16 protein-coding genes are annotated in these 20,871 nt (G+C 65.6%); 9 read left to right on the top strand and 7 right to left on the bottom strand.

The genetic code is table 11. From position 1 onward, the window contains the following. Positions 1–68 precede the first annotated feature (68 nt). The gene (locus tag AC3WOB_RS09015; RefSeq protein ID WP_013392305.1) at positions 69–1,058 is read right to left on the bottom strand and encodes a malate dehydrogenase; all 990 of its coding nucleotides are present in this window, start codon (positions 1,056–1,058) and stop codon (positions 69–71) included. 390 nt (positions 1,059–1,448) lie between these two features. On the opposite strand from AC3WOB_RS09015, the gene AC3WOB_RS09010 reads away from it, so the two are divergent. From AC3WOB_RS09010 to AC3WOB_RS08975, 8 genes are all read left to right on the top strand, one after another. Beyond that, on the top strand, positions 1,449–2,225 hold the full coding sequence (locus AC3WOB_RS09010; protein ID WP_013392306.1) for a GntR family transcriptional regulator: 777 nt from the start codon (positions 1,449–1,451) through the stop codon (positions 2,223–2,225). A 121-nt stretch (positions 2,226–2,346) separates the two neighbouring features. After that, positions 2,347–2,760: a succinate dehydrogenase, cytochrome b556 subunit gene (sdhC, locus tag AC3WOB_RS09005; RefSeq protein ID WP_013392307.1), complete on the top strand. Its 414-nt coding sequence runs from the start codon at positions 2,347–2,349 to the stop codon at positions 2,758–2,760. Beyond that, on the top strand, positions 2,760–3,143 hold the full coding sequence (gene sdhD, locus AC3WOB_RS09000; protein WP_013392308.1) for a succinate dehydrogenase, hydrophobic membrane anchor protein: 384 nt from the start codon (positions 2,760–2,762) through the stop codon (positions 3,141–3,143). The genes sdhC and sdhD overlap by 1 nt, the downstream gene beginning before the upstream one ends. 15 nt (positions 3,144–3,158) lie before the next feature. After that, positions 3,159–4,925 (top strand): succinate dehydrogenase flavoprotein subunit, encoded by a 1,767-nt coding sequence (sdhA, locus tag AC3WOB_RS08995; RefSeq protein ID WP_492274783.1) that lies wholly within the window; start codon positions 3,159–3,161, stop codon positions 4,923–4,925. An 18-nt stretch (positions 4,926–4,943) separates the two neighbouring features. Further along, positions 4,944–5,660 carry a succinate dehydrogenase iron-sulfur subunit gene (locus AC3WOB_RS08990; protein WP_013392310.1) on the top strand — a complete coding sequence of 239 codons (717 nt, stop codon included), beginning with the start codon at positions 4,944–4,946 and terminating at the stop codon, positions 5,658–5,660. A gap of 133 nt (positions 5,661–5,793) precedes the next feature. Next, complete coding sequence (locus AC3WOB_RS08985; protein ID WP_013392311.1) at positions 5,794–6,054, top strand: succinate dehydrogenase assembly factor 2; 261 nt, start codon at positions 5,794–5,796, stop codon at positions 6,052–6,054. Positions 6,055–6,073: 19 nt separating this feature from the next. Next, positions 6,074–7,384, top strand: coding sequence for a citrate synthase (locus AC3WOB_RS08980; RefSeq protein ID WP_013392312.1), 1,311 nt, complete (start codon positions 6,074–6,076; stop codon positions 7,382–7,384). A gap of 129 nt (positions 7,385–7,513) precedes the next feature. Beyond that, positions 7,514–8,623: a hypothetical protein gene (locus AC3WOB_RS08975; protein WP_492274782.1), complete on the top strand. Its 1,110-nt coding sequence runs from the start codon at positions 7,514–7,516 to the stop codon at positions 8,621–8,623. 27 nt (positions 8,624–8,650) lie between these two features. Here AC3WOB_RS08975 and AC3WOB_RS08970 read toward each other — a convergent pair whose 3' ends face one another. The 3 genes from AC3WOB_RS08970 to mdeB all read right to left on the bottom strand — a co-directional run bounded on the left by AC3WOB_RS08970 (position 8,651) and on the right by mdeB (position 14,407). Continuing rightward, complete coding sequence (locus AC3WOB_RS08970) at positions 8,651–9,103, bottom strand: DUF2214 family protein (RefSeq protein WP_492274781.1); 453 nt, start codon at positions 9,101–9,103, stop codon at positions 8,651–8,653. A 134-nt stretch (positions 9,104–9,237) separates the two neighbouring features. Then, the gene (locus AC3WOB_RS08965; protein WP_013392315.1) at positions 9,238–11,535 is read right to left on the bottom strand and encodes an NADP-dependent malic enzyme; all 2,298 of its coding nucleotides are present in this window, start codon (positions 11,533–11,535) and stop codon (positions 9,238–9,240) included. Between the two features lie 190 nt (positions 11,536–11,725). After that, positions 11,726–14,407 (bottom strand): alpha-ketoglutarate dehydrogenase, encoded by a 2,682-nt coding sequence (mdeB, locus tag AC3WOB_RS08960; RefSeq protein WP_492274959.1) that lies wholly within the window; start codon positions 14,405–14,407, stop codon positions 11,726–11,728. 224 nt (positions 14,408–14,631) lie between these two features. Between mdeB and AC3WOB_RS08955 the strand changes: the two genes are divergently transcribed. Beyond that, positions 14,632–16,680 carry an OPT family oligopeptide transporter gene (locus tag AC3WOB_RS08955; RefSeq protein WP_013392317.1) on the top strand — a complete coding sequence of 683 codons (2,049 nt, stop codon included), beginning with the start codon at positions 14,632–14,634 and terminating at the stop codon, positions 16,678–16,680. 31 nt (positions 16,681–16,711) lie between these two features. Here AC3WOB_RS08955 and AC3WOB_RS08950 read toward each other — a convergent pair whose 3' ends face one another. The 3 genes from AC3WOB_RS08950 to puuE are packed head-to-tail and all read right to left on the bottom strand — an operon-like array spanning position 16,712 to position 20,676. Then, positions 16,712–17,944, bottom strand: a complete 1,233-nt coding sequence (locus AC3WOB_RS08950) for a M20 family metallopeptidase (RefSeq protein WP_013392318.1) — start codon at positions 17,942–17,944, stop codon at positions 16,712–16,714. Between the two features lie 6 nt (positions 17,945–17,950). Beyond that, positions 17,951–19,720 (bottom strand): 2-oxo-4-hydroxy-4-carboxy-5-ureidoimidazoline decarboxylase, encoded by a 1,770-nt coding sequence (gene uraD, locus AC3WOB_RS08945; RefSeq protein WP_013392319.1) that lies wholly within the window; start codon positions 19,718–19,720, stop codon positions 17,951–17,953. 11 nt (positions 19,721–19,731) lie between these two features. Further along, positions 19,732–20,676, bottom strand: coding sequence for an allantoinase PuuE (gene puuE, locus AC3WOB_RS08940; RefSeq protein WP_013392320.1), 945 nt, complete (start codon positions 20,674–20,676; stop codon positions 19,732–19,734). Positions 20,677–20,871 lie beyond the last annotated feature (195 nt).

Below are 20,871 nucleotides of genomic sequence, written 5' to 3'. Positions count from 1 at the left end.
TTTATGTTTCGCTCTTGCCTAGGAATTGGGCCCGCGCAAACGGGCCCAATTCTTTACTCATGCGCTGCTTACTTCAGCAGGTCCTTGACGCCGTCGCGCTCTTCGAGGAGCTCTTTCAGCGTGAAGTCCAGGCGCTCGCGCGAGAAGGCGTCGATTTCCAGGCCTTCGATGCGCTTGTATTCGCCGTTTTCGGTCGTGACCGGCACGCCGTAGATGATGCCTTCCGGGATGCCGTAGGAGCCGTCCGACGGGATGCCCATCGTGACCCACTTGCCGTTGCTGCCCAGGACCCAGTCACGGACGTGGTCGATGGCGGCGTTGGCGGCCGAAGCGGCCGAGGACAGGCCGCGGGCTTCGATGATGGCGGCGCCGCGCTTGCCCACGGTGGGGATGAACGTGTCGCGGTTCCAGGCGTCGTCGTTGATCAGCTTGGACAGCGATTCGCCGCCGACGGTGGCGAAGCGGTAGTCGGGGTACATCGTGGGCGAGTGGTTGCCCCACACGACCAGCTTTTCGATGTCGGCGACGGCCTTGCCCGACTTGGCGGCCAGTTGCGACAGGGCGCGGTTGTGGTCCAGGCGCAGCATGGCGGTGAAGTTCTTGGCGGGCAGGTCCGGCGCCGACTTCATGGCGATGTAGGCGTTGGTGTTGGCCGGGTTGCCCACGACCAGGACCTTGACGTTGCGGCTGGCGACGTCGTTCAGGGCCTTGCCCTGAGCCGTGAAGATCTGGGCGTTGACCGACAGCAGGTCCTTGCGTTCCATGCCGGGGCCGCGCGGGCGGGCGCCGACCAGCAGGGCCACGTCGGCGTCCTTGAAGGCGGTGCGCGGGTCGCTGTGGGCGGTGACTTCTTGCAGCAGCGGGAAGGCGCAGTCATCCAGTTCCATGATGACGCCCTTCAGGGCCTTTTGCGCTTTCTCGTCGGGAATTTCCAGCAGTTGCAGGATGACGGGTTGATCTTTACCCAGCATTTCGCCCGAGGCGATGCGGAATAGCAGTGCGTAACCGATTTGGCCGGCGGCGCCGGTGACGGCGACACGCAAGGCAGGCTTGGACATGGACGTTCTCCGTAATGGTTTGGCGAGAAAAAATCTCACCAATCAGTGTAATCGTTGGGCGTGAAAATCAACGCGGGTGCGGCAGCGTGCGCAGCGGCGGGCGCGGAGGTGCGCACGGTGGCTGGCGCAGGGCCTGGGCAGCGTTGAATCCTAGATCGAATTTACGTGTCCGTCAATTGCTCTTCTATCTTATATAAGACATAAGACGTTGGACAGTGTTGCGGCCGATATGCCACAATAGAGCGTTTATTCGAATGCGCCGCAGCCCGGTTTCGGTTGCGCGCCTGTATCAAGCCAGAACACTGGCGGCAGCAGCGCATTGCGGATGGGTTCGCTGCCTTGCGCCGCCCTCCCATTTCCCGGATAAACATGACTCAATCGAAAAGATCCATGGCAGAGCCCCGGCCCGAAACCTCCTTACGCATTCGCGCCGCCCGCACGGCGGGCGAGGGGGCCGCTTTCAGTCCGCTCTACCGGCAAATCAAGGATCTGCTTGTCCAGAGCCTGGAACGCGGCGAATGGAAGCCCGGCGAGCTCATCCCCAGCGAAATCGATCTGGCCGCCCGTTTCCAGGTGAGCCAGGGCACGGTGCGCAAGGCGGTCGACGAGCTGGCCGCCGAGCACATGCTGCTGCGGCGCCAGGGCAAGGGCACTTTTGTCGCCACCCACCACGAAGCGCGCGTGCGCTACCGCTTCCTGCGCCTGGCCGCCGACGAAGGCGAGGCCGGCCGGGCGGAAAGCCGCATCCTGGAATGCCGGCGCCTGCGGGCGCCCGCCGAGATCGCGCGCGCCCTGGACCTGCGGGCCGGCGAAACCGTCATCATGATCCGCCGCCTGCTGTCCCTGGGGCAGGCGCCCACCGTGGTGGACGACATCTGGCTGCCTGGTTCCATTTTCCGTGGACTGACCCTGGAACTGCTGAGCGCCAACAAGGCGCCGCTCTATGGTCTGTTCGAATCCGAGTTCGGCGTGAGCATGGTGCGCGCGGACGAAAAGCTGCGCGCGGTGATTGCGCCGGCCGAGGTCTGTCCGCTGCTTAATGTTCCCGCCGGGACGCCGTTGTTGCAGGTGGATAGGGTGTCTTATACGTATGGTGACCGCCCCATGGAAATTCGCCGGGGGTTGTACTTGACCGATCGATACCACTACCGCAATAGTCTGAATTGATGATCTTTTTACCTACGATTTGATACCGACCCTATCTCTGGGCGAAAATACCGTGTTTGCCCGCAAGGGCGACGGCATTTCCGCCGTAACGATTCCCTAGTTCCGAAACACCGAGGCCGTCATGTCCGACACCGCTGCCAAGCCACGTCCGCAGTTTCGCAATATTGGTATTGCGCAACTCGCCAGCTACCGCCTGCCCCTGGCCGGCAAGCTGTCCATTCTGCACCGCGTCAGCGGCGCGCTGCTGTTCCTCTGTCTTCCCTTGGTCATCCTGCCGCTGTTCGCGGCCAGCGTGGCCGCGCCGCAGACGTTCGCAGCCGTGGCCGCGTACGCTGGCAACCCGATAGTCAAGCTTGTCTTCCTGGTCCTGATCTGGGGCTACCTGCACCACTTCTGTGCCGGCATCCGCTACCTGCTGCTGGATCTGCACATCGGCATCGACAAACTGTCGGCCAAGAAGAGCGCCGGCGTGGTTTTCGGGGTGAGCCTGGCGCTGACCTTGGTGTTCGCTCTCAAACTGTTCGGAGTGCTGTAATGGCCGACGTCAAAAACTACGGACCCAAGCGTCTGGTCGTGGGCGCCCACTACGGCGTCATGGATTTCATCATCCAGCGCATCACCGCCGTCATCATGGCCGTGTACACGCTGGTGCTGCTCATCGGCATCCTGATGATGCCGGCCTTCACGTACGAACACTGGACCGCACTGTTCAATTTCTACGTGGGCGTTCTTCCGGTTGGCCAGATCCTGGCCACCCTTGCATTCATTGCGCTGGCCTGGCATGCCTGGATTGGTGTGCGCGACATCTGGATGGACTACGTCAAGTCGGTGGGCGTGCGCCTGCTGCTGCAAGTGCTGACGATCCTCTGGCTGGTCGGTTCGGTCGTTTACTTCGCGCAAATCCTCTGGAGCATTTAAGCCGTGGTCTCTGTCATGAAATCCCTGCCGCGCCGCCAGTTTGATGTGGTGGTCGTTGGCGCCGGCGGAGCCGGCATGCGTTGTTCGCTGCAACTGTCCCAAGCGGGCCTGTCCGTTGCAGTGCTGTCCAAGGTGTTCCCCACGCGTTCGCACACCGTTGCCGCGCAAGGCGGCGTGAGCGCCTCGCTGGGCAACATGAGCGAAGACAACTGGTACTGGCACATGTACGACACCGTCAAGGGTTCGGACTGGCTGGGCGACCAGGACGCCATCGAATTCATGTGCCGCGAAGCGCCGAACGCCGTGTACGAGCTCGAGCACTTCGGCATGCCGTTCGACCGCAACCCCGACGGCACCATCTACCAGCGTCCGTTCGGTGGCCACACCGCCAACTTCGGTGAAAAGCCGGTCCAGCGCGCCTGTGCCGCTGCCGACCGCACCGGCCACGCGCTGCTGCACACCCTCTACCAGCGCAACGTCGCCGCGCGCACCCAGTTCTTCGTCGAATGGATGGCGCTGGACCTGCTGCGCAACGAAGCGGGCGACGTCGTGGGCGTGACCGCCCTCGAAATGGAAACGGGCGAAATCTACATCCTGGAAGCCAAGACCACGGTGCTGGCCACCGGCGGCGCCGGCCGCATCTGGGCCGCTTCCACCAACGCCTTCATCAACACCGGTGACGGCCTGGGCATGGCCGCCCGTGCGGGCATCCCGCTGCAGGACATGGAATTCTGGCAATTCCACCCGACCGGCGTGGCCGGCGCCGGCGTGCTGATCACGGAAGGCGTGCGCGGCGAAGGCGGCATCCTGCTGAACAAGGATGGCGAACGCTTCATGGAGCGCTATGCGCCCACGCTGAAGGACCTGGCTCCGCGTGACTTCGTGTCGCGCTCGATGGACCAGGAAATCAAGGAAGGCCGCGGCTGCGGTCCGGACGGCAGCTACGTGGTCCTCAAGCTGGATCACCTGGGCGCCGACGTCATCAACAAGCGCCTGCCCTCGATCCGCGAAATTGCCATCAAGTTCGGCAACGTGGACCCGATCAAGGAACCGATCCCCGTCGTTCCGACCATCCACTACCAGATGGGCGGCATTCCGGCCAACTACCACGGTCAGGTGTTGTCGCGCGAAAATGGCGAAAACAAGGTCGTCAACGGCCTGTACGCCATCGGCGAATGCGCCGCGGTGTCGGTGCACGGCGCCAACCGCCTGGGCACCAACTCGCTGCTGGACCTGATCGTGTTCGGCCGCGCCACCGGCAACCACATCGTCAATTCGCATCCGGAACGCCAGCACGCGCACCAGCCCGTGCCGCAGCAAGCCGTCGAATTCTCGCTGGACCGCGTCAACAAGCTGGAATCGCGCACCTCGGGCGAAAAGACCCAGGACATCGGCAATGCCATCCGCTTCTCGATGCAGCGCCACTGCGGCGTGTTCCGCACGCTGGAACTGCTGAACGAAGGCGTGACCCAGATCGAAGATCTGGCCAAGCAAGCCGACAATATCTACTTCAAGGACAAGTCCAAGGTGTTCAACACCGCGCGCGTCGAGGCGCTGGAAATGGCGAACATGACGGAAGTGGCCCGCGCCACCATCAAGTCGGCCGCCGCCCGCACCGAAAGCCGCGGCGCGCACGCGCTGGACGACCACCCGACGCGCGACGACGAAAACTGGCTGAAGCACACGCTGTGGTACTCCGAAGGCAGCCGCCTGGATTACAAGCCCGTGCAGATGAAGCCGCTGACGGTCGAGTCCTTCCCGCCCAAGGCGCGTACCTTCTAAGTCCGGATTGAGCCCACTATGAGCAACAAGAGAATCGTCAAGTTCGAAATCTACCGCTACGATCCGGACAAGGACGAGCGCCCGTACATGCAGAAGCTGGAAGTCGAACTCCAGCCGACCGACAAGATGCTGCTCGATGCGCTGGTGCGCATCAAGAACGACGTCGATGACAGCCTGGCCCTGCGCCGCTCGTGCCGTGAAGGCGTGTGCGGCTCGGACGCCATGAACATCAACGGCAAGAACGGTCTGGCGTGCACCACCAACCTGCGCGAACTGAAGGAACCCATCGTTCTGCGTCCGCTGCCGGGCCTGCCCGTCATCCGCGACTTGATCGTGGACATGACGCACTTCTTCAACCAGTACCACTCGATCCGCCCGTACCTCATCAACGACACGCCGCCGCCCGAAAAAGAGCGTCTGCAGTCGCCCGAGGCGCGCGAAGAGCTGGATGGCCTGTACGAGTGCATTCTGTGCGCGTGCTGTTCCACTTCCTGCCCGTCGTTCTGGTGGAACCCGGACAAGTTCGTCGGCCCGGCCGGCCTGCTGCAAGCCTACCGCTTCATCGCCGACAGCCGCGACGAAGCCACGGGCAGCCGTCTGGACAACCTGGAAGATCCGTACCGCCTGTTCCGTTGCCACACCATCATGAATTGCGTCGACGTCTGTCCCAAGGGACTGAACCCGACCAAGGCGATCGGCAAGATCAAGGAACTGATGGTTCGCCGCACGGTCTAGTTTTGAACAAGCGTATTTTTGCCTCCGGCGGCGTTATTGCCGCCGGGCTGTCCCAAGGCAAAAACGTCCCCTCGGGGACAGCAAACCCGCGTAGCGGGTGCGGCGCCGGGGCTTTTTTTAGGTGTATGGAAAGATGAGCAAGCTAACTGAATTGGAGCGGGCGCGTTTGCGTTGGCGGGCGCGCCGCGGTTTGCTCGAAAACGACTTGATCATCACCCGGTATCTGGATGCCCACGAGGCTGAGCTTACCGATGATGACGTGGCGGCATTGACGCAGCTCTTCGAGATGGGAGACAACGACCTTCTCGATCTGCTGCTGGCCCGCAAAGAGCTTGAGGGCGCGCTGGACACGCCCAGGCTTCGGAGCATCATTGGCCAGATGCGCGCGCTCTGATTAATTGAGAGGAATGAACATGAACCTGTCTGACAAAAAAGCCACTCTATCCTTCTCGGATGGCAGCGCCCCCATTGAGTTCCCTGTTTACAAGGGTACGGTTGGTCCGGATGTGATCGACATCCGCAAGCTGTACGGCCAGACGGGCATGTTCACGTTTGACCCCGGCTTCATGTCCACCGCCGCCTGCGAATCGGGCATCACGTACATCGACGGCGACAAGGGCGAACTGCTGTACCGCGGCTACCCCATCGAGCAATTGGCCGTCAATTGCGACTTCATGGACATCTGCTACCTGATCCTGAACGGCGAACTGCCCAACAAGGACCAGAAGGCCGACTTCGATTCGCAAGTGACCCATCACACGATGGTGAACGAGCAGCTGCACTTCTTCCTGCGCGGCTTCCGCCGCGACGCGCACCCGATGGCCGTCCTGACCGGCCTGGTCGGCGCGCTGTCCGCGTTCTACCACGACTCCACCGACATCACGAACCCGCAGCATCGCCACATCTCGGCCATCCGCCTGATCGCCAAGATGCCGACGCTGGTCGCGATGGCCTATAAGTACTCGCAAGGCCAGCCCTTCATCTACCCGCAGAACGACCTGTCCTACACGGGCAACTTCCTGCGCATGATGTTCGCCACGCCGTGCGAAGACTACAAGGTCAACGAAGTCGTCGAGCGCGCGCTGGACCGCATCTTCATCCTGCACGCCGACCACGAGCAGAACGCTTCGACCTCGACCGTGCGCCTGTGCGGCTCGTCGGGCACCAACCCGTTCGCCGCCATCTCGGCCGGCGTGGCTTGCCTGTGGGGCCCGGCTCACGGCGGCGCCAACGAAGCTTGCCTGCAGATGCTGGAAGAACTGCAAGCCAACGGCGGCATCGCCAAGGTCGGCGAGTTCATGGAGAAGGTCAAGGACAAGAACTCGGGCGTGCGCCTGATGGGCTTTGGCCACCGCGTCTACAAGAACTACGACCCGCGCGCCAAGCTGATGCAGGAAACCTGCAAGGAAGTGCTCTCGGCCCTGGGCCTGGAAAACGACCCGCTGTTCAAGCTGGCCATGGAACTGGAACGCATCGCCCTGTCGGATCCGTACTTCGTCCAGCGCAAGCTGTACCCGAACGTGGACTTCTACTCGGGTATCGTCCAGCGCGCCATCGGCATCCCGACCTCGCTGTTCACGGCCATCTTCGCGCTGGCCCGCACGGTGGGCTGGATCGCCCAGTGGAACGAAATGCTGTCGGATCCCGATTACAAGATCGGCCGTCCGCGCCAGCTGTTCACCGGTTCGGTCACGCGCGACGTGCCGCCGATGGACAAGCGTTGATACGCTGCTGCCTGGCTTGACCAAGAAACCGCCTTCGGGCGGTTTTTTGTTGCCGTTTGCCGTGCGAAGACGGGCGGGCAGCTCGGTGTCTGCACTTGGCGTTTGGGTTTGGCGTTTATCATCCATGCCATGATTCCCATAGCATTGCCTTCCGCCGGCTTCTACATCTTCGTTTCCCTGGGTTTTCTTGCGGGCCTGCTGCTGCTCGGCTGGGCCGTGGTCTTGGCGGTGAGCGCGGGCGCGCGCCGCACTGTACGCAAGTACTGGAAGACTTCTGCACTGGCGTCGATCGTGCTGGTCGTGCCGTTCGCTTTCTATGCCTGGGTCCAGACGGTGGTCTGGCAGATTGAGCGGGAGGGCGCCCGTGCGGAGGCCGCCCGCAATATCACGCTGCAGGAAACCACCACGGTCGGCGGCATTGCCATGCCAGCGGGAACGCGACTGAAGCTGCAGGACGAAGGGCAACTGGAAACCTATCTCGAAGCGGAGTTTCCACAGCCTGTGGCCATGTACGGGGTACTGGCGTCGAGCGCCCGGCGCTATCTCAACACCGATTACGACAACGAAACCTACGCCTTGCTGCGCCGCTACCCGCGCAATGTGATCCTGCGCGGCGCGGGTAGCCAGGCGGTGCAGGGTTGGCAGTGCGACGCCACACAGGACATCGAATTCGAGGTGGCGAGCGACGGCGCCACGAAGGCGTTCGACAAGTGCGTGCTGGGCCCGGGCAACCGGGTCGAGACCGTGGACCTTGCGCCGGGCTCCATCGTCTACGGCTCGAGCGGCACCGTCTACACCGATGGATCGCGCGATCCGGATCGCTGGCGCATCGAGGTCAAGAACCCGGTGGCGGTCAAGATATTCGGGCTGCCTTTGAGCGAGCCCCGGCTGTACCTCGACGAGGCGCGGCGCCTGTTGCGGGTCAGCGATGCGGAACTGGCCTGCCCGACGCGTTTCGGCGGAGTGAGCTATGCCGCAGGCACCCAGGTCAAGTCGGCGCGGCGCGGCCGCGGCGATGCGCGCGAGCCGTATCCGGGCGTGCTGGTGCTGAGCCCCTGGGACGGCCAAGTTGCCCGGCGTGACGGTCACGCCGACGTGCCCGAGGGCATGTCGGTCATGCAGACGCTGGCCGGCGAGGTCGTGGACGTGCTCAAGAACGATGAGGCGGGCGTGTTCCACTTCGCCACCATCATCGTGGGCGACGAGGAACCGCAGCCCAGCCGCGCGGCCTGCCCCTGAACCACGCAGCAGGCCGGGGAGCCTGCCTTATGCGCCGATGCCGCGCGCCATCAGCACGGCGAACAGCGGCAGGAAGATGAACAGGTGCGATTCGATCATGACCCAGCGGCGGGCGCGCTTGATGTCGGCCGCAACAGGCAAGAAGCCCGGCTGTTGGCGGGACTGCTTGGCCCAGCGCAGGAATGTCATCGTAGGCGCGATCGAACAGAGGCCGATGACGACGAAGAGCGTGATCTTGGCGTGAAACCAGGGATTGCTCATGTAGAACGCGGCGCCCTTGGCGCCCAGCGTCAGGCGCAGCACGCCGGTGACAAGCACGACCACGGCGCTCAGCGCATAGAGGCGGTCATAAATGACCAGGCGCTTGAGGCCGCTGGCGCTGAGATCGGGCCGCAGCAGCACGGCTTCGGCCGTCAGGACCACCACGAGCAGGAAAATGGCCAGGTAGTGAAACCAGGCATACAAAGCGTCGGCCAGCATGTTGACTCCAGAAAACAAGGTCGAACTTGGTTTTTACCATCAGCGCGGGTAGGGCAGCTATCTTGATGGCGTGACCCTCGGCAATGAAAAAGAGCGCCCCGAGGGGCGCTCTTTGCCTTAGCGGCGGTCGATCATCAACGACGCTTCTTGGCGGCCTCGGCGGCTTCCTGCTGCGCGTCCACCACGGCCAGCGCCGTCATGTTGACGATGCGGCGCACGGTGGCGCTGGTGGTCAGGATGTGCACGGGGCGAGCCGCGCCCAGCAGGATCGGACCCATCGCGACGCCATTGCTGCCGGTCATCTTCAGCATGTTGTACGTGATGTTGCCGGTGTCCAGCGTGGGCATGACGAGCAAGTTGGCGCGGCCCTTGAGCGTGCTGTCCGGATAGGCCAGGACGCGGATCTTTTCCGACAGGGCGGCGTCGGCGTGCATCTCGCCGTCGACTTCCAGGTCGGGAGCGCGGTCCTGCACCATCTGGCGCGCGGCGGCCATCTTGCGCGAGGATTCTGTCACGCGGCTGCCGAAGTTGGAGTGCGACAGCAGGGCGATCTTCGGCACCACGCCAAAGCGCAGCATTTCGTCCGCGGCCTGGATGGTGATGCTGGCGACTTCCTCGGCCGTGGGGTTCTCGTTGACGTGGGTGTCGGTGACGAACAGCGTCTGGTCGGGCAGCATCAGCACGTTCAGGGCGGCGTAGGTCTGGCCTTCCTTCTTGCCGATGATTTCATCGATGTACTTGAGCTGGTTGTCGTACTTGCTGGCCACGCCGCAAAGCAGCGCGTCGGCGTCGCCGCGGCGCAGCAGCATCGCGCCGATCAGCGTGTTGTGCTTGCGGATCATCGCCTTGGCGATGGCCGGCGTCACGCCTTCGCGGCCCTTCAGCTGGTAGTACGCAGCCCAGGTCTCGTTGAAGCGGCTGTCGTCTTCCGGATCGACGATCTCGAAGTCCTGGCCGGCGACCAGGCGCAGACCGAACTTCTTGATGCGCATCTCGATGACGGCCGGGCGGCCGATCAGGATCGGGAACGCCAGCTTCTCATCGGCCACGGTCTGCACCGCGCGCAGCACGCGTTCGTCTTCGCCGTCAGCGTAGATGACGCGCTTGGGCGCCTTCTTGGCCTGGGCGAACAGCGGACGCATCAGCTGGCCCGAGTGGTACACGAAGCCCATCAGTTTCTGGCGGTAGGCTTCGATGTCCTCGATGGGACGGGCGGCCACGCCGGAGTCGGCGGCGGCTTGCGCCACGGCCGGCGCGATTTGGACGATCAGGCGCGGGTCGAAGGGCTTGGGAATGATGTAGTCCGGGCCGAACGACAGTTCCTGGCCGGCGTAGGCGCGGGCCACTTCGTCGTTCTGTTCGGCTTGCGCCAGTTCGGCGATGGCCTTGACGCAAGCCAGCTTCATTTCTTCCGTGATGCGCGAGGCGCCGGCATCCATGGCGCCGCGGAAGATGAACGGGAAGCACAGCACGTTGTTGACCTGGTTCGGGTAGTCCGAACGGCCGGTGGCGATGATGCAGTCCGGACGGGCGGCCTTGGCCACTTCGGGACGGATTTCCGGTTCCGGATTGGCCAGCGCCAGGATCAGCGGGCTGGCGGCCATGGTCTTGACCATGTCGGCGGTCAGCACGCCGGCGGTCGAGCAGCCCAGGAACACGTCGGCGCCGTTGACCACGTCGGCCAGCGTGCGCGCGTCGGTCTTCTGCGCGTAGCGCTTCTTGTTGGCCTCCATGTTTTCGTCGCGGCCGTCCCAGATCACGCCGCGCGAGTCCACCACGTAGATGTTCTCGCGCTTGACGCCCAGGTGGACCAGCAGGTCCAGGCAGGCGATGGCGGCGGCGCCGGCGCCCGAGCAGGCCAGCTTGACCTTGCCGATGTCCTTGCCCACGACCTTCAGGCCGTTCAGGATGGCGGCCGACGAAATGATGGCGGTGCCGTGCTGGTCGTCATGGAAGACGGGGATCTTCATGCGCTCGCGCAGCTTCTTCTCGATGTAGAAGCACTCGGGCGCCTTGATGTCCTCGAGGTTGACGCCGCCCAGGGTGGGCTCCAGCGCCGCGATGATGTCGACCAGCTTGTCGGGATCGTTCTCGGCCAGTTCGATGTCGAAGACGTCGATGCCGGCGAACTTCTTGAACAGGCAACCCTTGCCTTCCATCACGGGCTTGGCGGCCAGCGGGCCGATGTTGCCCAGGCCCAGCACGGCGGTGCCGTTGGTGATCACGCCCACCAGGTTGCCGCGCGAGGTGTACTTCGAGGCGGCGTCATCGCCTTGGTCGAAGATGGCCATGCAGGCGGCCGCCACGCCGGGGGAGTAGGCCAGGGACAGGTCGTCCTGGTTGGCCAGGGTCTTGGTCGGGGTGACCGAGATTTTGCCGGGGGTGGGGTAGGCGTGGTAGTCCAACGCCATTTTGGTGAGAGTTTCGTCCATGGGATACAGGCCTTGAGGGCGCTAAATGGAAAGGAAATCGGATTGCAAAAGGCGGGCTCGCGGCCCGCCGTATTTTTTTGGAAATGCTTGGGAACACCCGTATTTCAACAGAAAGCGCGGGTGCTTGGTTGTTGCGGTGCAGCGAATGGACGATTTTGCGCAAAACCTCGCTGCATCGCGGATGGCAATCCTACAGTTCCCAGGGCGGCGTCTGGCGCGCGCCGGCATTCAAGCGCGCGCGCAGCGCCTGGGCATCTTGCTGGCGGTCCAGGCTGTCCAGGGCGTGCAGCACGATCCAGTCCGCGCTGACCTCGAAGAAGTCGCGCAGTTGGGCGCGGGTGTCGCTGCGGCCGAAGCCGTCGGTGCCCAGCGTGCGGTAGGGCGCGGGCACCCAGGCGCGGATCTGTTCCGGCACGGCGCGCACGTAGTCGCTGGCGGCGACGACCGGAGCGTTGCTTGCGCCCAGGCAGGTCCGGACCCAGTCGACACTGGCATCCAGACCAAGCACGCGGGCGCGTTCGGCTTCGCGGCCGGCGCGCGCCAGCTCGGAGTAGCTGGTGACGCTCCAGACCTCCGCGTCCACGCCGTAATCGGCCTGCAGGCGTTCTGCCGCGAGTTCCGCCTCGCGCAGCATCGGGCCCGCGCCCAGCAGGCGCACCTGGGCCTGCGCGCGCGCGGGCCGCAGGCGGTACATGCCGCGCAGGATGCCCTCGCGCACGTCCTCGCCCGCCGGCATGTCGGGCTGCGCCAGGTTTTCGTTGGTGACGGTCAGGTAGTAGAACTCGTCGCGCTGTTCGTTGAGCATGCGGCGCATGCCGTGTTCGACGATGACGGCGACCTCGAAGGCGTAGGCCGGGTCATAGGCGCGGCAGTTGGGCACGGTGGCTGCAATGATGTGGCTGGAGCCGTCCTGGTGCTGCAGGCCTTCGCCGCCCAGGGTGGTGCGGCCGGAGGTGGCGCCGATGAGGAAGCCGCGCGTGCGCTGGTCGGCCGCGGCCCAGATCAGGTCGCCAATGCGCTGGAAGCCGAACATCGAGTAATAGATATAGAAGGGCAGCATCGGCAGGCCGTTGACCGAGTAGCTGGTGCCGGCGGCCGTCCACGAGGAAATCGCGCCGGCCTCGGTAATGCCTTCTTCCAGGATCTGGCCGTCGCGCGCCTCGCGGTAGTACAGCACCGAGCCTATGTCCTCGGGTTCGTAGAGCTGGCCTTGCGCCGAATAGATGCCGATCTGGCGGAACAGGTTGGCCATGCCGAAGGTGCGCGCCTCGTCGGCCACGATAGGCACGATGCGCGGCCCCACGGCGGCGTCCTTGAGCAGCGCGGTCAGCATGCGCACGATGGCCATGGTGGACGACATTTCCTTGCCGTCCGCGGCCAGCGCGAAGCGCGCCCAGTGTTCCGCGTCCGGCGGCGCCAGCCGGGGAGCCTCGGTGTTGCGGCGGGGAATGTGGCCGCCCAGCGCGGCGCGGCGCGCTTGCAGGTGGCGCAGTTCGGCGCTGTCTTCGGCCGGGCGGTAGAATTTCAGCGCCAGGCAGTCGGCGTCCGAGATCGGCAGCGCGAAGCGGTCGCGGAAGGCCAGCAACGCCTCGTCGTCCAGCTTCTTTTGCTGGTGCGTGGTCATCTTGCCCTGGCCGGCGGATCCCATGCCGAAGCCCTTCTTGGTCTGCGCCAGGATGACCGTGGGCTGGCCGCGATGGCTCGCGGCGCGGTGGTAGGCCGCATGGATCTTCACCATGTCATGGCCGCCGCGGTGCAGCCGGTCGATGGCCTCGTCGCTCCAGTCGGCCACCAGGGCGGCCAGTTCGGGATTCTGGTTGAAGAAGTGCGCGCGGTTGAAGGCGCCGTCGTTGGCCGCAAAGGTCTGGAATTGTCCGTCCACGGTATTGGCGAAAGCGCGCGCCAGGGCGCCATTGGTGTCGCGCCGCAGGAGGGCGTCCCAGTCGCTGCCCCAGACCAGCTTGATGACGTTCCAGCCGGCGCCGGCGTACAGCGTTTCCAGTTCGTCGATGATGCGGCCGTTGCCGCGCACCGGGCCGTCCAGGCGCTGCAGGTTGCAGTTGACGACGAACACCAGGTTGTCGAGTTTTTCGCGCGCGGCCAGGGTCAGCGCGGCGATGGATTCGGGTTCGTCCATTTCGCCGTCGCCGAAGATGCCCCAGACCTTGCGGTCGCCGCCTGGCACCAGCGAGCGGTGTTCGAGGTAGCGCATGAAGCGCGCCTGGTAGATGGCGTTGATGGGACCGATGCCCATCGAGCCCGTGGGGAACTGCCAGAAGTCCGGCATCAGCCACGGGTGCGGGTACGACGACAGTCCGCGCAGGCCGCGGGCCGACGCGGTGATCTCCTGGCGGAAATGCGCCAGGTCTTCTTCGCCGAGGAAGCCTTCCAGGTAGGCGCGGGCGTACACGCCGGGCGCCGAGTGCGGCTGCATGTAGACCAGGTCGCCCGGCCCGTCCTGGCTTTGCGCGCGGAAGAAGTGGTTGAAGCCCACCTCGAACAGGTCGGCGGCCGAGGCGTAGCTGGCGATGTGGCCGCCCAGCTCGCCGTGCGCCTGGTTGGCGCGCACCACCATGGCCAGCGCGTTCCAGCGGTTGATGCGGGCGATGCGTTCCTCCACGGCCAGGTTGCCGGGGAAGGGCGGCTCCTGGTCGGCGGGGATGGTGTTGAGGTAGGCGGTGCGGGTCTGGCTGTTGGCGCGCAGGCCCAGCGACGCGGCATGGCCCAGCAGATTGTCCAGCACATAGCCTGCCCGCCCGGAACCTTCTGCCTGTACCAGCGATTCCAGCGCGTCGCGCCATTCGGCGGTTTCGGCGGGGTCGGCGTCGTGCTGGATATCTTGCCCGGGGCGGGCGGAACTGGCGTCGCGCATGGTCTGGTCGTCTCCTGTTATGACGTCCATGCTAGACCCTAGCCCCTGGCATGGGTAATCAAAATTTTGGGGAAATTTCCGGAAATTCAGCATAATCTGTTGCAGGTTTTGCGGCTTGCGGCAGCTTCTGCCGAGGATGTGCCCGGCCGCCGCCCGGAGGGGGTGGCCGCAGGGTGGACGCGAAGGCGCTAGAATTCGCGGCTGGCATGATAGGAATTACTGCAATGACCCAACCCATCAGCGTCCCGGCAGAGGTCACGTTGCCCGAACTTACGTTCCGCGGCATCCTCCTGGGCGCAATCATCACCGTCATCTTCACGGCCTCCAACGTCTTCCTCGGACTGAAGGTGGGCCTGACGTTCTCATCCGCCATTCCGGCCGCCGTGATCTCGATGTCGGTCCTGCGGCTGTTCAAGGACGCGAACATCCTTGAAAACAATATGGTGCAGACCCAGGCCTCGGCGGCCGGCACGCTGTCATCCATCATCTTCATCCTGCCGGCCCTGGTCATGATGGGGCACTGGCAGGGCTTCCCGTTCTGGCAGACGCTGGGCATCTGCGCGGCGGGCGGCATGCTCGGCGTGATGTTCACCATTCCGCTGCGCCACGTGATGGTGGTGCAGAGCGACCTGCCGTATCCGGAAGGCGTGGCGGCCGCTGAAATCCTGCGGGTGGGCAGCGCCGAACGCGCCCAGGACGAGGCCGAGGAAAACGGACGGGCGCCGGCCAAGACGGCCACTGGCATGGGCGACATCGTCGCCGGCGGCGTGGTCGCTGCCGCAGTCAGCTTCGCCGCCAGCGGCTTGCGGGTCTTGGGCGACAGCGTCAGCGGCTGGTTCGCGCTGGGCGGCGCGGTGTTCCGGCTGCCCATGGGCTTTTCGCTGGCGCTGCTGGGCGCCGGCTACCTGATCGGCATTGTTGCGGGCCTGGCCATGTTGACCGGGCTGGTCATTTCCTGGGGCATCGCCGTACCCATCCTGACCGCCATGGGCGACATGCCCGCGGATGTGTCGCTGGCCAAGTACGCCACCGGCCTGTGGGCTTCGCAGGTGCGCTTCATCGGCGCCGGCGTGATCGGCGTGGGCGCCATCTGGACGCTGGCCACGCTGTTCATGCCGATGGCGCGCGGCGTCAAGGCCTCGTTCGCGGCCCTGACCAAGGCGGGCGCGGCCCGCGCTGGACAAGCGCCGCGCACCGAGCGCGACCTGTCGGCCGGCTGGATCTCGGCGGTGACGCTGGTGCTGGTGGCGGTCCTGGTGGTGACCTTCCAGGTGTTCCTGTCGGGTGCGCCGCTGTCGCCCGCGGCGATCTGGAAGCTGGTGGCCTACGCCGTGCTGTTCGCTTTTGTGTTCGGCTTCCTGGTAGCCGCGGCCTGCGGCTACATGGCCGGCCTGGTGGGTTCCTCGACCAGCCCGATCTCGGGCGTGGGCATCGTCGCCATCGTGCTGGTGTCGCTCCTGATGCTGGCGCTGGGCGGCGAGCTGCTGGGCGCGGAGAACGGCGTGCAGATGGCGATTGCCCTGGCTATCTTCAGCACCTCGGCAGTGGTGGCGGTGGCCTCCATTTCCAACGACAACCTGCAGGACCTGAAGACCGGCTGGCTGGTGGGCGCGACGCCCTGGCGCCAGCAGGTGGCCCTGCTGATCGGTTGCGTGGCCGGCGCGGCGGTGATCTCGCCGGTGCTGGAGCTGCTCTACAACGCCTACGGTTTTGCCGACGCCATGCCGCGCGAAGGCATGGACCCGGCGCAAGCCCTGTCGGCGCCGCAGGCGACCTTGATGCTGGCGATCGCGCGCGGCATCTTCACGCACCAGCTCAACTGGACCATGATCCTGATCGGCATGGCGGTCGGCGTGGGCCTGATCGTGGTCGACGAGATCATGAAGCGCACCTGCCGCGTGGCCCGGATCCCGGTGCTGGCCGTGGGTATCGGCATCTATCTGCCGCCCACCGTCGCCGCGCCCATCGTGGTCGGCGCGGTCCTGGCCTGGCTGCTGGAGCGCGCCCTGCGCCGCCGCGCGGCTGCGGCCGGCAAGCCCTACGAGCAGTTTGCGGATGCGGCCAACCGTCGCGGCGTGCTGATCGCCTCGGGCCTGATCGTGGGCGAAAGCCTGGTCGGCGTGCTGATGGCCGGCATCATCGGCGCGGCCGGCACGGAAGCGCCGTTGGCGATTGCCGGCGCGGGCTTCGAGCACACGGCATCGTTCCTGGGCCTGGCCGTCTTCGTGCTGGTGGCGATCCTGTTCTGGCGCCGGGTGATGAAGCTGGCGTGATACGCCCGGCCGGTCCTGCCGGGCGGGCGTATCAGGCGGCGTCCAGCAGGTCGGCCAGCGTGCGGGCGATGACCTTGGTGGCGCGCCGCAGGTCTTCCAGCACCACGCGTTCATCGTTGCGCTTGGCGTGCGATTCCAGCACGGTGCGCGGTCCGGCGCCGTAGATCACCCCCGGGATGCCCGCTTCGGCGTACAGGCGCACGTCGGTATAGAGCGGTGTGCCCATGGCGGCGATGGGTTCGCCGAACAATTCCTCCCCGTGCTTCTGGATCGCCTGCACCAACGCCTGGTTGCCCGGCAGCGGACGCATGGCATTGGCCAGCAGCAGGCGCTTGATGTCCACGCTGATACCGGGCATGGAGGCGGCGGTTTCCTGGATGATGCGGCGGATGTCGGCTTCGACTTCGGCCGCATTCTCTTCGGGGATCATGCGGCGGTCCAGCTTGAATACGACTTTGCCAGGGACCACGTTGGTATTGGTGCCGCCTTCGATGCGGCCGACATTCAGATAGGGGTGGCTGATGCCAGGCACCTCCGACCTGATTTCGCGATACCGCGCGTTCTGCGCGTACAGCGCGTTCAGGATCGCGACCGCGCCTTGCAGCGCGTCCACGCCGCTGCTGGGAATGGCGGCATGCGCCATCTTGCCGTGCACCGTCACTTCCATTTGCAGGCAGCCGTTGTGCGCGGTGACGACTTCGTAGCTGAAGCCCGCGGCGATCAGCAGGTCGGGCTTGGTCAGCCCCTGCGACAACAGCCAGCCGGGGCCGAGCAGGCCGCCGAATTCCTCGTCGTAGGTGAAGTGCAGTTCGACCGCGCCGCGGCTGGGCCGGGCGACGGCTTCCAGCGCGCGCAGGGCGTAGGTGTAGCTGGCGAAGTCGCTCTTGCTGACGGCGGCGGCGCGGCCGTACAGGCTGCCGTTGTCGATGTCGCCACCGTAGGGATCGTGTTCCCAGCCTTCGCCTGGCGGCACCACGTCGCCGTGGGCGTTGAGCGCCACGCGCAGGCCGCCGGCGCCATACTCGCGGCGCACGATGAGGTTGGTGATGGATTGCAGCCCGTAGTCCCGCACGGCCCCGGCGGGCACCGGGTGGGCCTCGGCCTCCAGGCCGAAGCCTTGCAGCAGTTCGGCCGTGCGTTCGGCGTGCGGGGCGTTATTGCCGGGGGGCGTGTCGGTCGGCACGCGCACCAGCTCCTGCAGGAAGCGGACTTCCTCGTCAAAGTGGGCGTCAATCCAGGCGTCGAGTCGGGCGTAGTCGGTCATGGTCGGCTATTGGGTGTCGTGGGCAAGGTCGTCGAGCAGGCGCAGGAACGCCAGCACGGCAAGCTGGATGTCGTCGCTGGAGGTGGACTCGCGCGGGTTGTGGCTGATGCCGGAATTCTGGCCGCGCACGAACAGCATGGCCTGGGGCATGACCTCGTGCAGCTTCATGGCGTCGTGGCCGGCGCCGCTGGGCATGCGGTGGACGGGCAGTCCCAGGGCGTCGACGGCGCGTTCCCAGCGCTGCTGCCAGGCGGGATCGCTGGGGGCGGCGGCGGCGCGCATGGTTTCTTCCAGCGCATAGCGCAGGCCGCGGCGCTGGCAAATCGCCTCGAGCTCGGCCAGCACGTCGTCCGCCAGCGCATCGCGCTGCTTGTCGCTGGGCGCGCGCAGGTCGAGGCTGAAGCGGCATTCGCCCGGCACCACGTTGATCGAGCCGCCAGGCACTTCCAGCATGCCTATGGTGCCCACCGAGTCGCCGTCGCGAGCGGCGCGCTGCTCCACGTACAAGGCCAGTTCGGCGGCGGCGGTGGCCGCGTCGCGGCGGCGGTTCATGGGGGTGGTGCCGGCATGGCAGGCCAGGCCGTTGATCCGGACCTGATAGCGCACGCAGCCGTTGATCGACGTGACCACGGCCAGCGGCAGTCCCATTTCGTAGAGCACCGGCCCTTGTTCGATATGGACCTCGACGAAACCCAAGTAGCGCGCGGGATCGCGCTTCAGCTTGGGGATGTCCTCGCTGCGCAGGCCGGCTTGCGCCATGGCGTCGCGCATGCTGATGCCGTCGGCGTCCTGCTGGTCCAGCCATTCGGGCTTGAAGTCGCCGATCAGCGCGCCGGAACCCAGGAAGGTGGCGCGGTAGCGCTGGCCTTCCTCTTCCGCGAAGCCTATGACTTCCAGGTGATAAGGCAGGCGTTTGCCCTGGCGGTGCAGTTCGCGCACGCAGGCCATCGGCACGAAGATGCCCAGCCGGCCGTCGTACTTGCCGGCGTTGCGCACGGTGTCGTAATGGCTGCCGGTCATGAGGGTGGGGGCGTCGGCGTTCTCGGCCAGATAGCGGCCGACCACGTTGCCCACGGCATCGACGCCGACCTCGTCGAAACCGCAATCCCGCATCCACTGCGACAGCAGAGCGGCGCAGGCGCGATGGGCTGCGGTCAGGTAGGTGACGGTGAGCTGGCCTTTTTCGGCGTAGCCCGGGTCGCTGTGGACAGCCAGTTGCTCGCCCCAGTCCCAGATGTCGTTGCCGATGGCAGGTTCGGCGTCGTAGCGCTCGCGCAGGCGGATTTCGGCGATGCGGTGCAGCTGCTGCTGAGCCTCTTCAAATTCGAGGTCCGGCGGGTTGTCGAGGCGGCGGGCGAATTCGTCGATCACCAACTGGCGCGTCAGGCCGGCGCCGCGCGGACCACGCACGGCCAGCACGAAGGGAAAGCCGAACCGGGTTTTGTAGGCGGCGTTCAACTCCTGCAGGCGCGCGAGTTCGGCGGGCGTGCAGCCGGCCAATCCAGCCAGTTCCTGCTCGCGTGCGGAATCCGCGCCCAGGGGCGCGCCTGGCGTGGCCGCCAGCTCGGGATGGGCGCGCAGCAGCGCTGTCCGGGTCTCGGCATCGCCTGCGCTCATGGCCTGGCGCAGGCGCTGACCCAGATCGGCCAGCGAGCGGAACGGCCGGTGGGCAAGTGCGCGCTCGGCAATCCAGGGCGCGTGCCCGTACAGGCCGTCGAGCATGGCGGCGGCGTCCGCGGGCGCCGCCGCATTGAGTTGGGCTAGGGTGTGGGCCATGGCCGTCCTGTTCAGGCGTTGGGGGTATAGGGATGCGCCGCTTGCCAGTGGCGCGCGATGTCGAGCCGCCGGCAGACCCAGACGCGGTCGTGGCTGGCGATGTGGTCCAGGAAGCGTTGCAGCGCGGTGATGCGGCCGGGCCGGCCCAGCAGGCGGCAATGCATGCCGATGCTCATCATCTTGGGCGCCTCGTCGCCTTCGGCGTAGAGCGCGTCGAAGCTGTCCTTCAGGTACTGGAAGAAGGGATCGGCGTGCGAATAGCCCTGCGGCAGCGCGAAGCGCATGTCGTTGCAGTCCAGCGTGTAGGGCACGATCAACTGCGGCACGACGCTGCCGTCCGTCTTCCGCACGCGCATCCAGAAGGGCAGGTCATCTCCGTAGTAATCGCTGTCGTACTCGAAGCCGCCGTAGTCGGCGACCAGGCGCCGGGTGCGCGGACTGTCGCGGCCGGTGTACCAGCCCAGCGGGCGACTGCCGGTCAATTGCGTGATGGCATCCATGGCCAGGCGCATATGCTCGCGCTCGGTGGCTTCGTCTACGTGCTGGTAATGAATCCAGCGCCAGCCGTGGCAGGCGATCTCGTGTCCCAGTTCGACGAAGGCGGCGGTCAGTTCCGGGTGGCGTTGCAAGGCCATGCCGACGCCGAACACGGTCAGCGGCAGGCCGCGCTTCTCGAACTCCCGCAGGATGCGCCACACGCCCGCGCGCGAGCCGTACTCATAGATGCCTTCCATGCTGAGATGGCGTTCCGGATAGCTGGCGGGGTTGAACATTTCCGACAGGAACTGTTCGGACCCGGCGTCGCCATGCAGCACGCTGTTCTCGCCGCCTTCCTCGTAATTCAGCACGAACTGGACCGCGATGCGCGCCTGCCCCGGCCAGCGCGCATGCGGCGGATTGCGGCCGTAGCCGGCCAGGTCGCGGGGGTAGGGGAGCGTGGAATCGTAGGCGGTCATGAACAGGCGGGCGGAGTGCGCCGGCGCGTGGCGGCCGGGCGTGGGTTGGCGGACGACTTCCTCATGATCAGCACCATAGCTGGAAATCCTAGTTTTGTATACAAACTATGTACATGATTTCCCCCTGACTGAAACGGCGCCATGGGAAAAGTGCGGGCAGGAAAAAGCCCAGCCGGCGGATACGCCGGCTGGGCT

Source organism: Achromobacter sp. FW305-C-30-7 (genome assembly GCF_058783105.1).
This window is presented reverse-complemented; position numbering and strand designations above follow the sequence as displayed.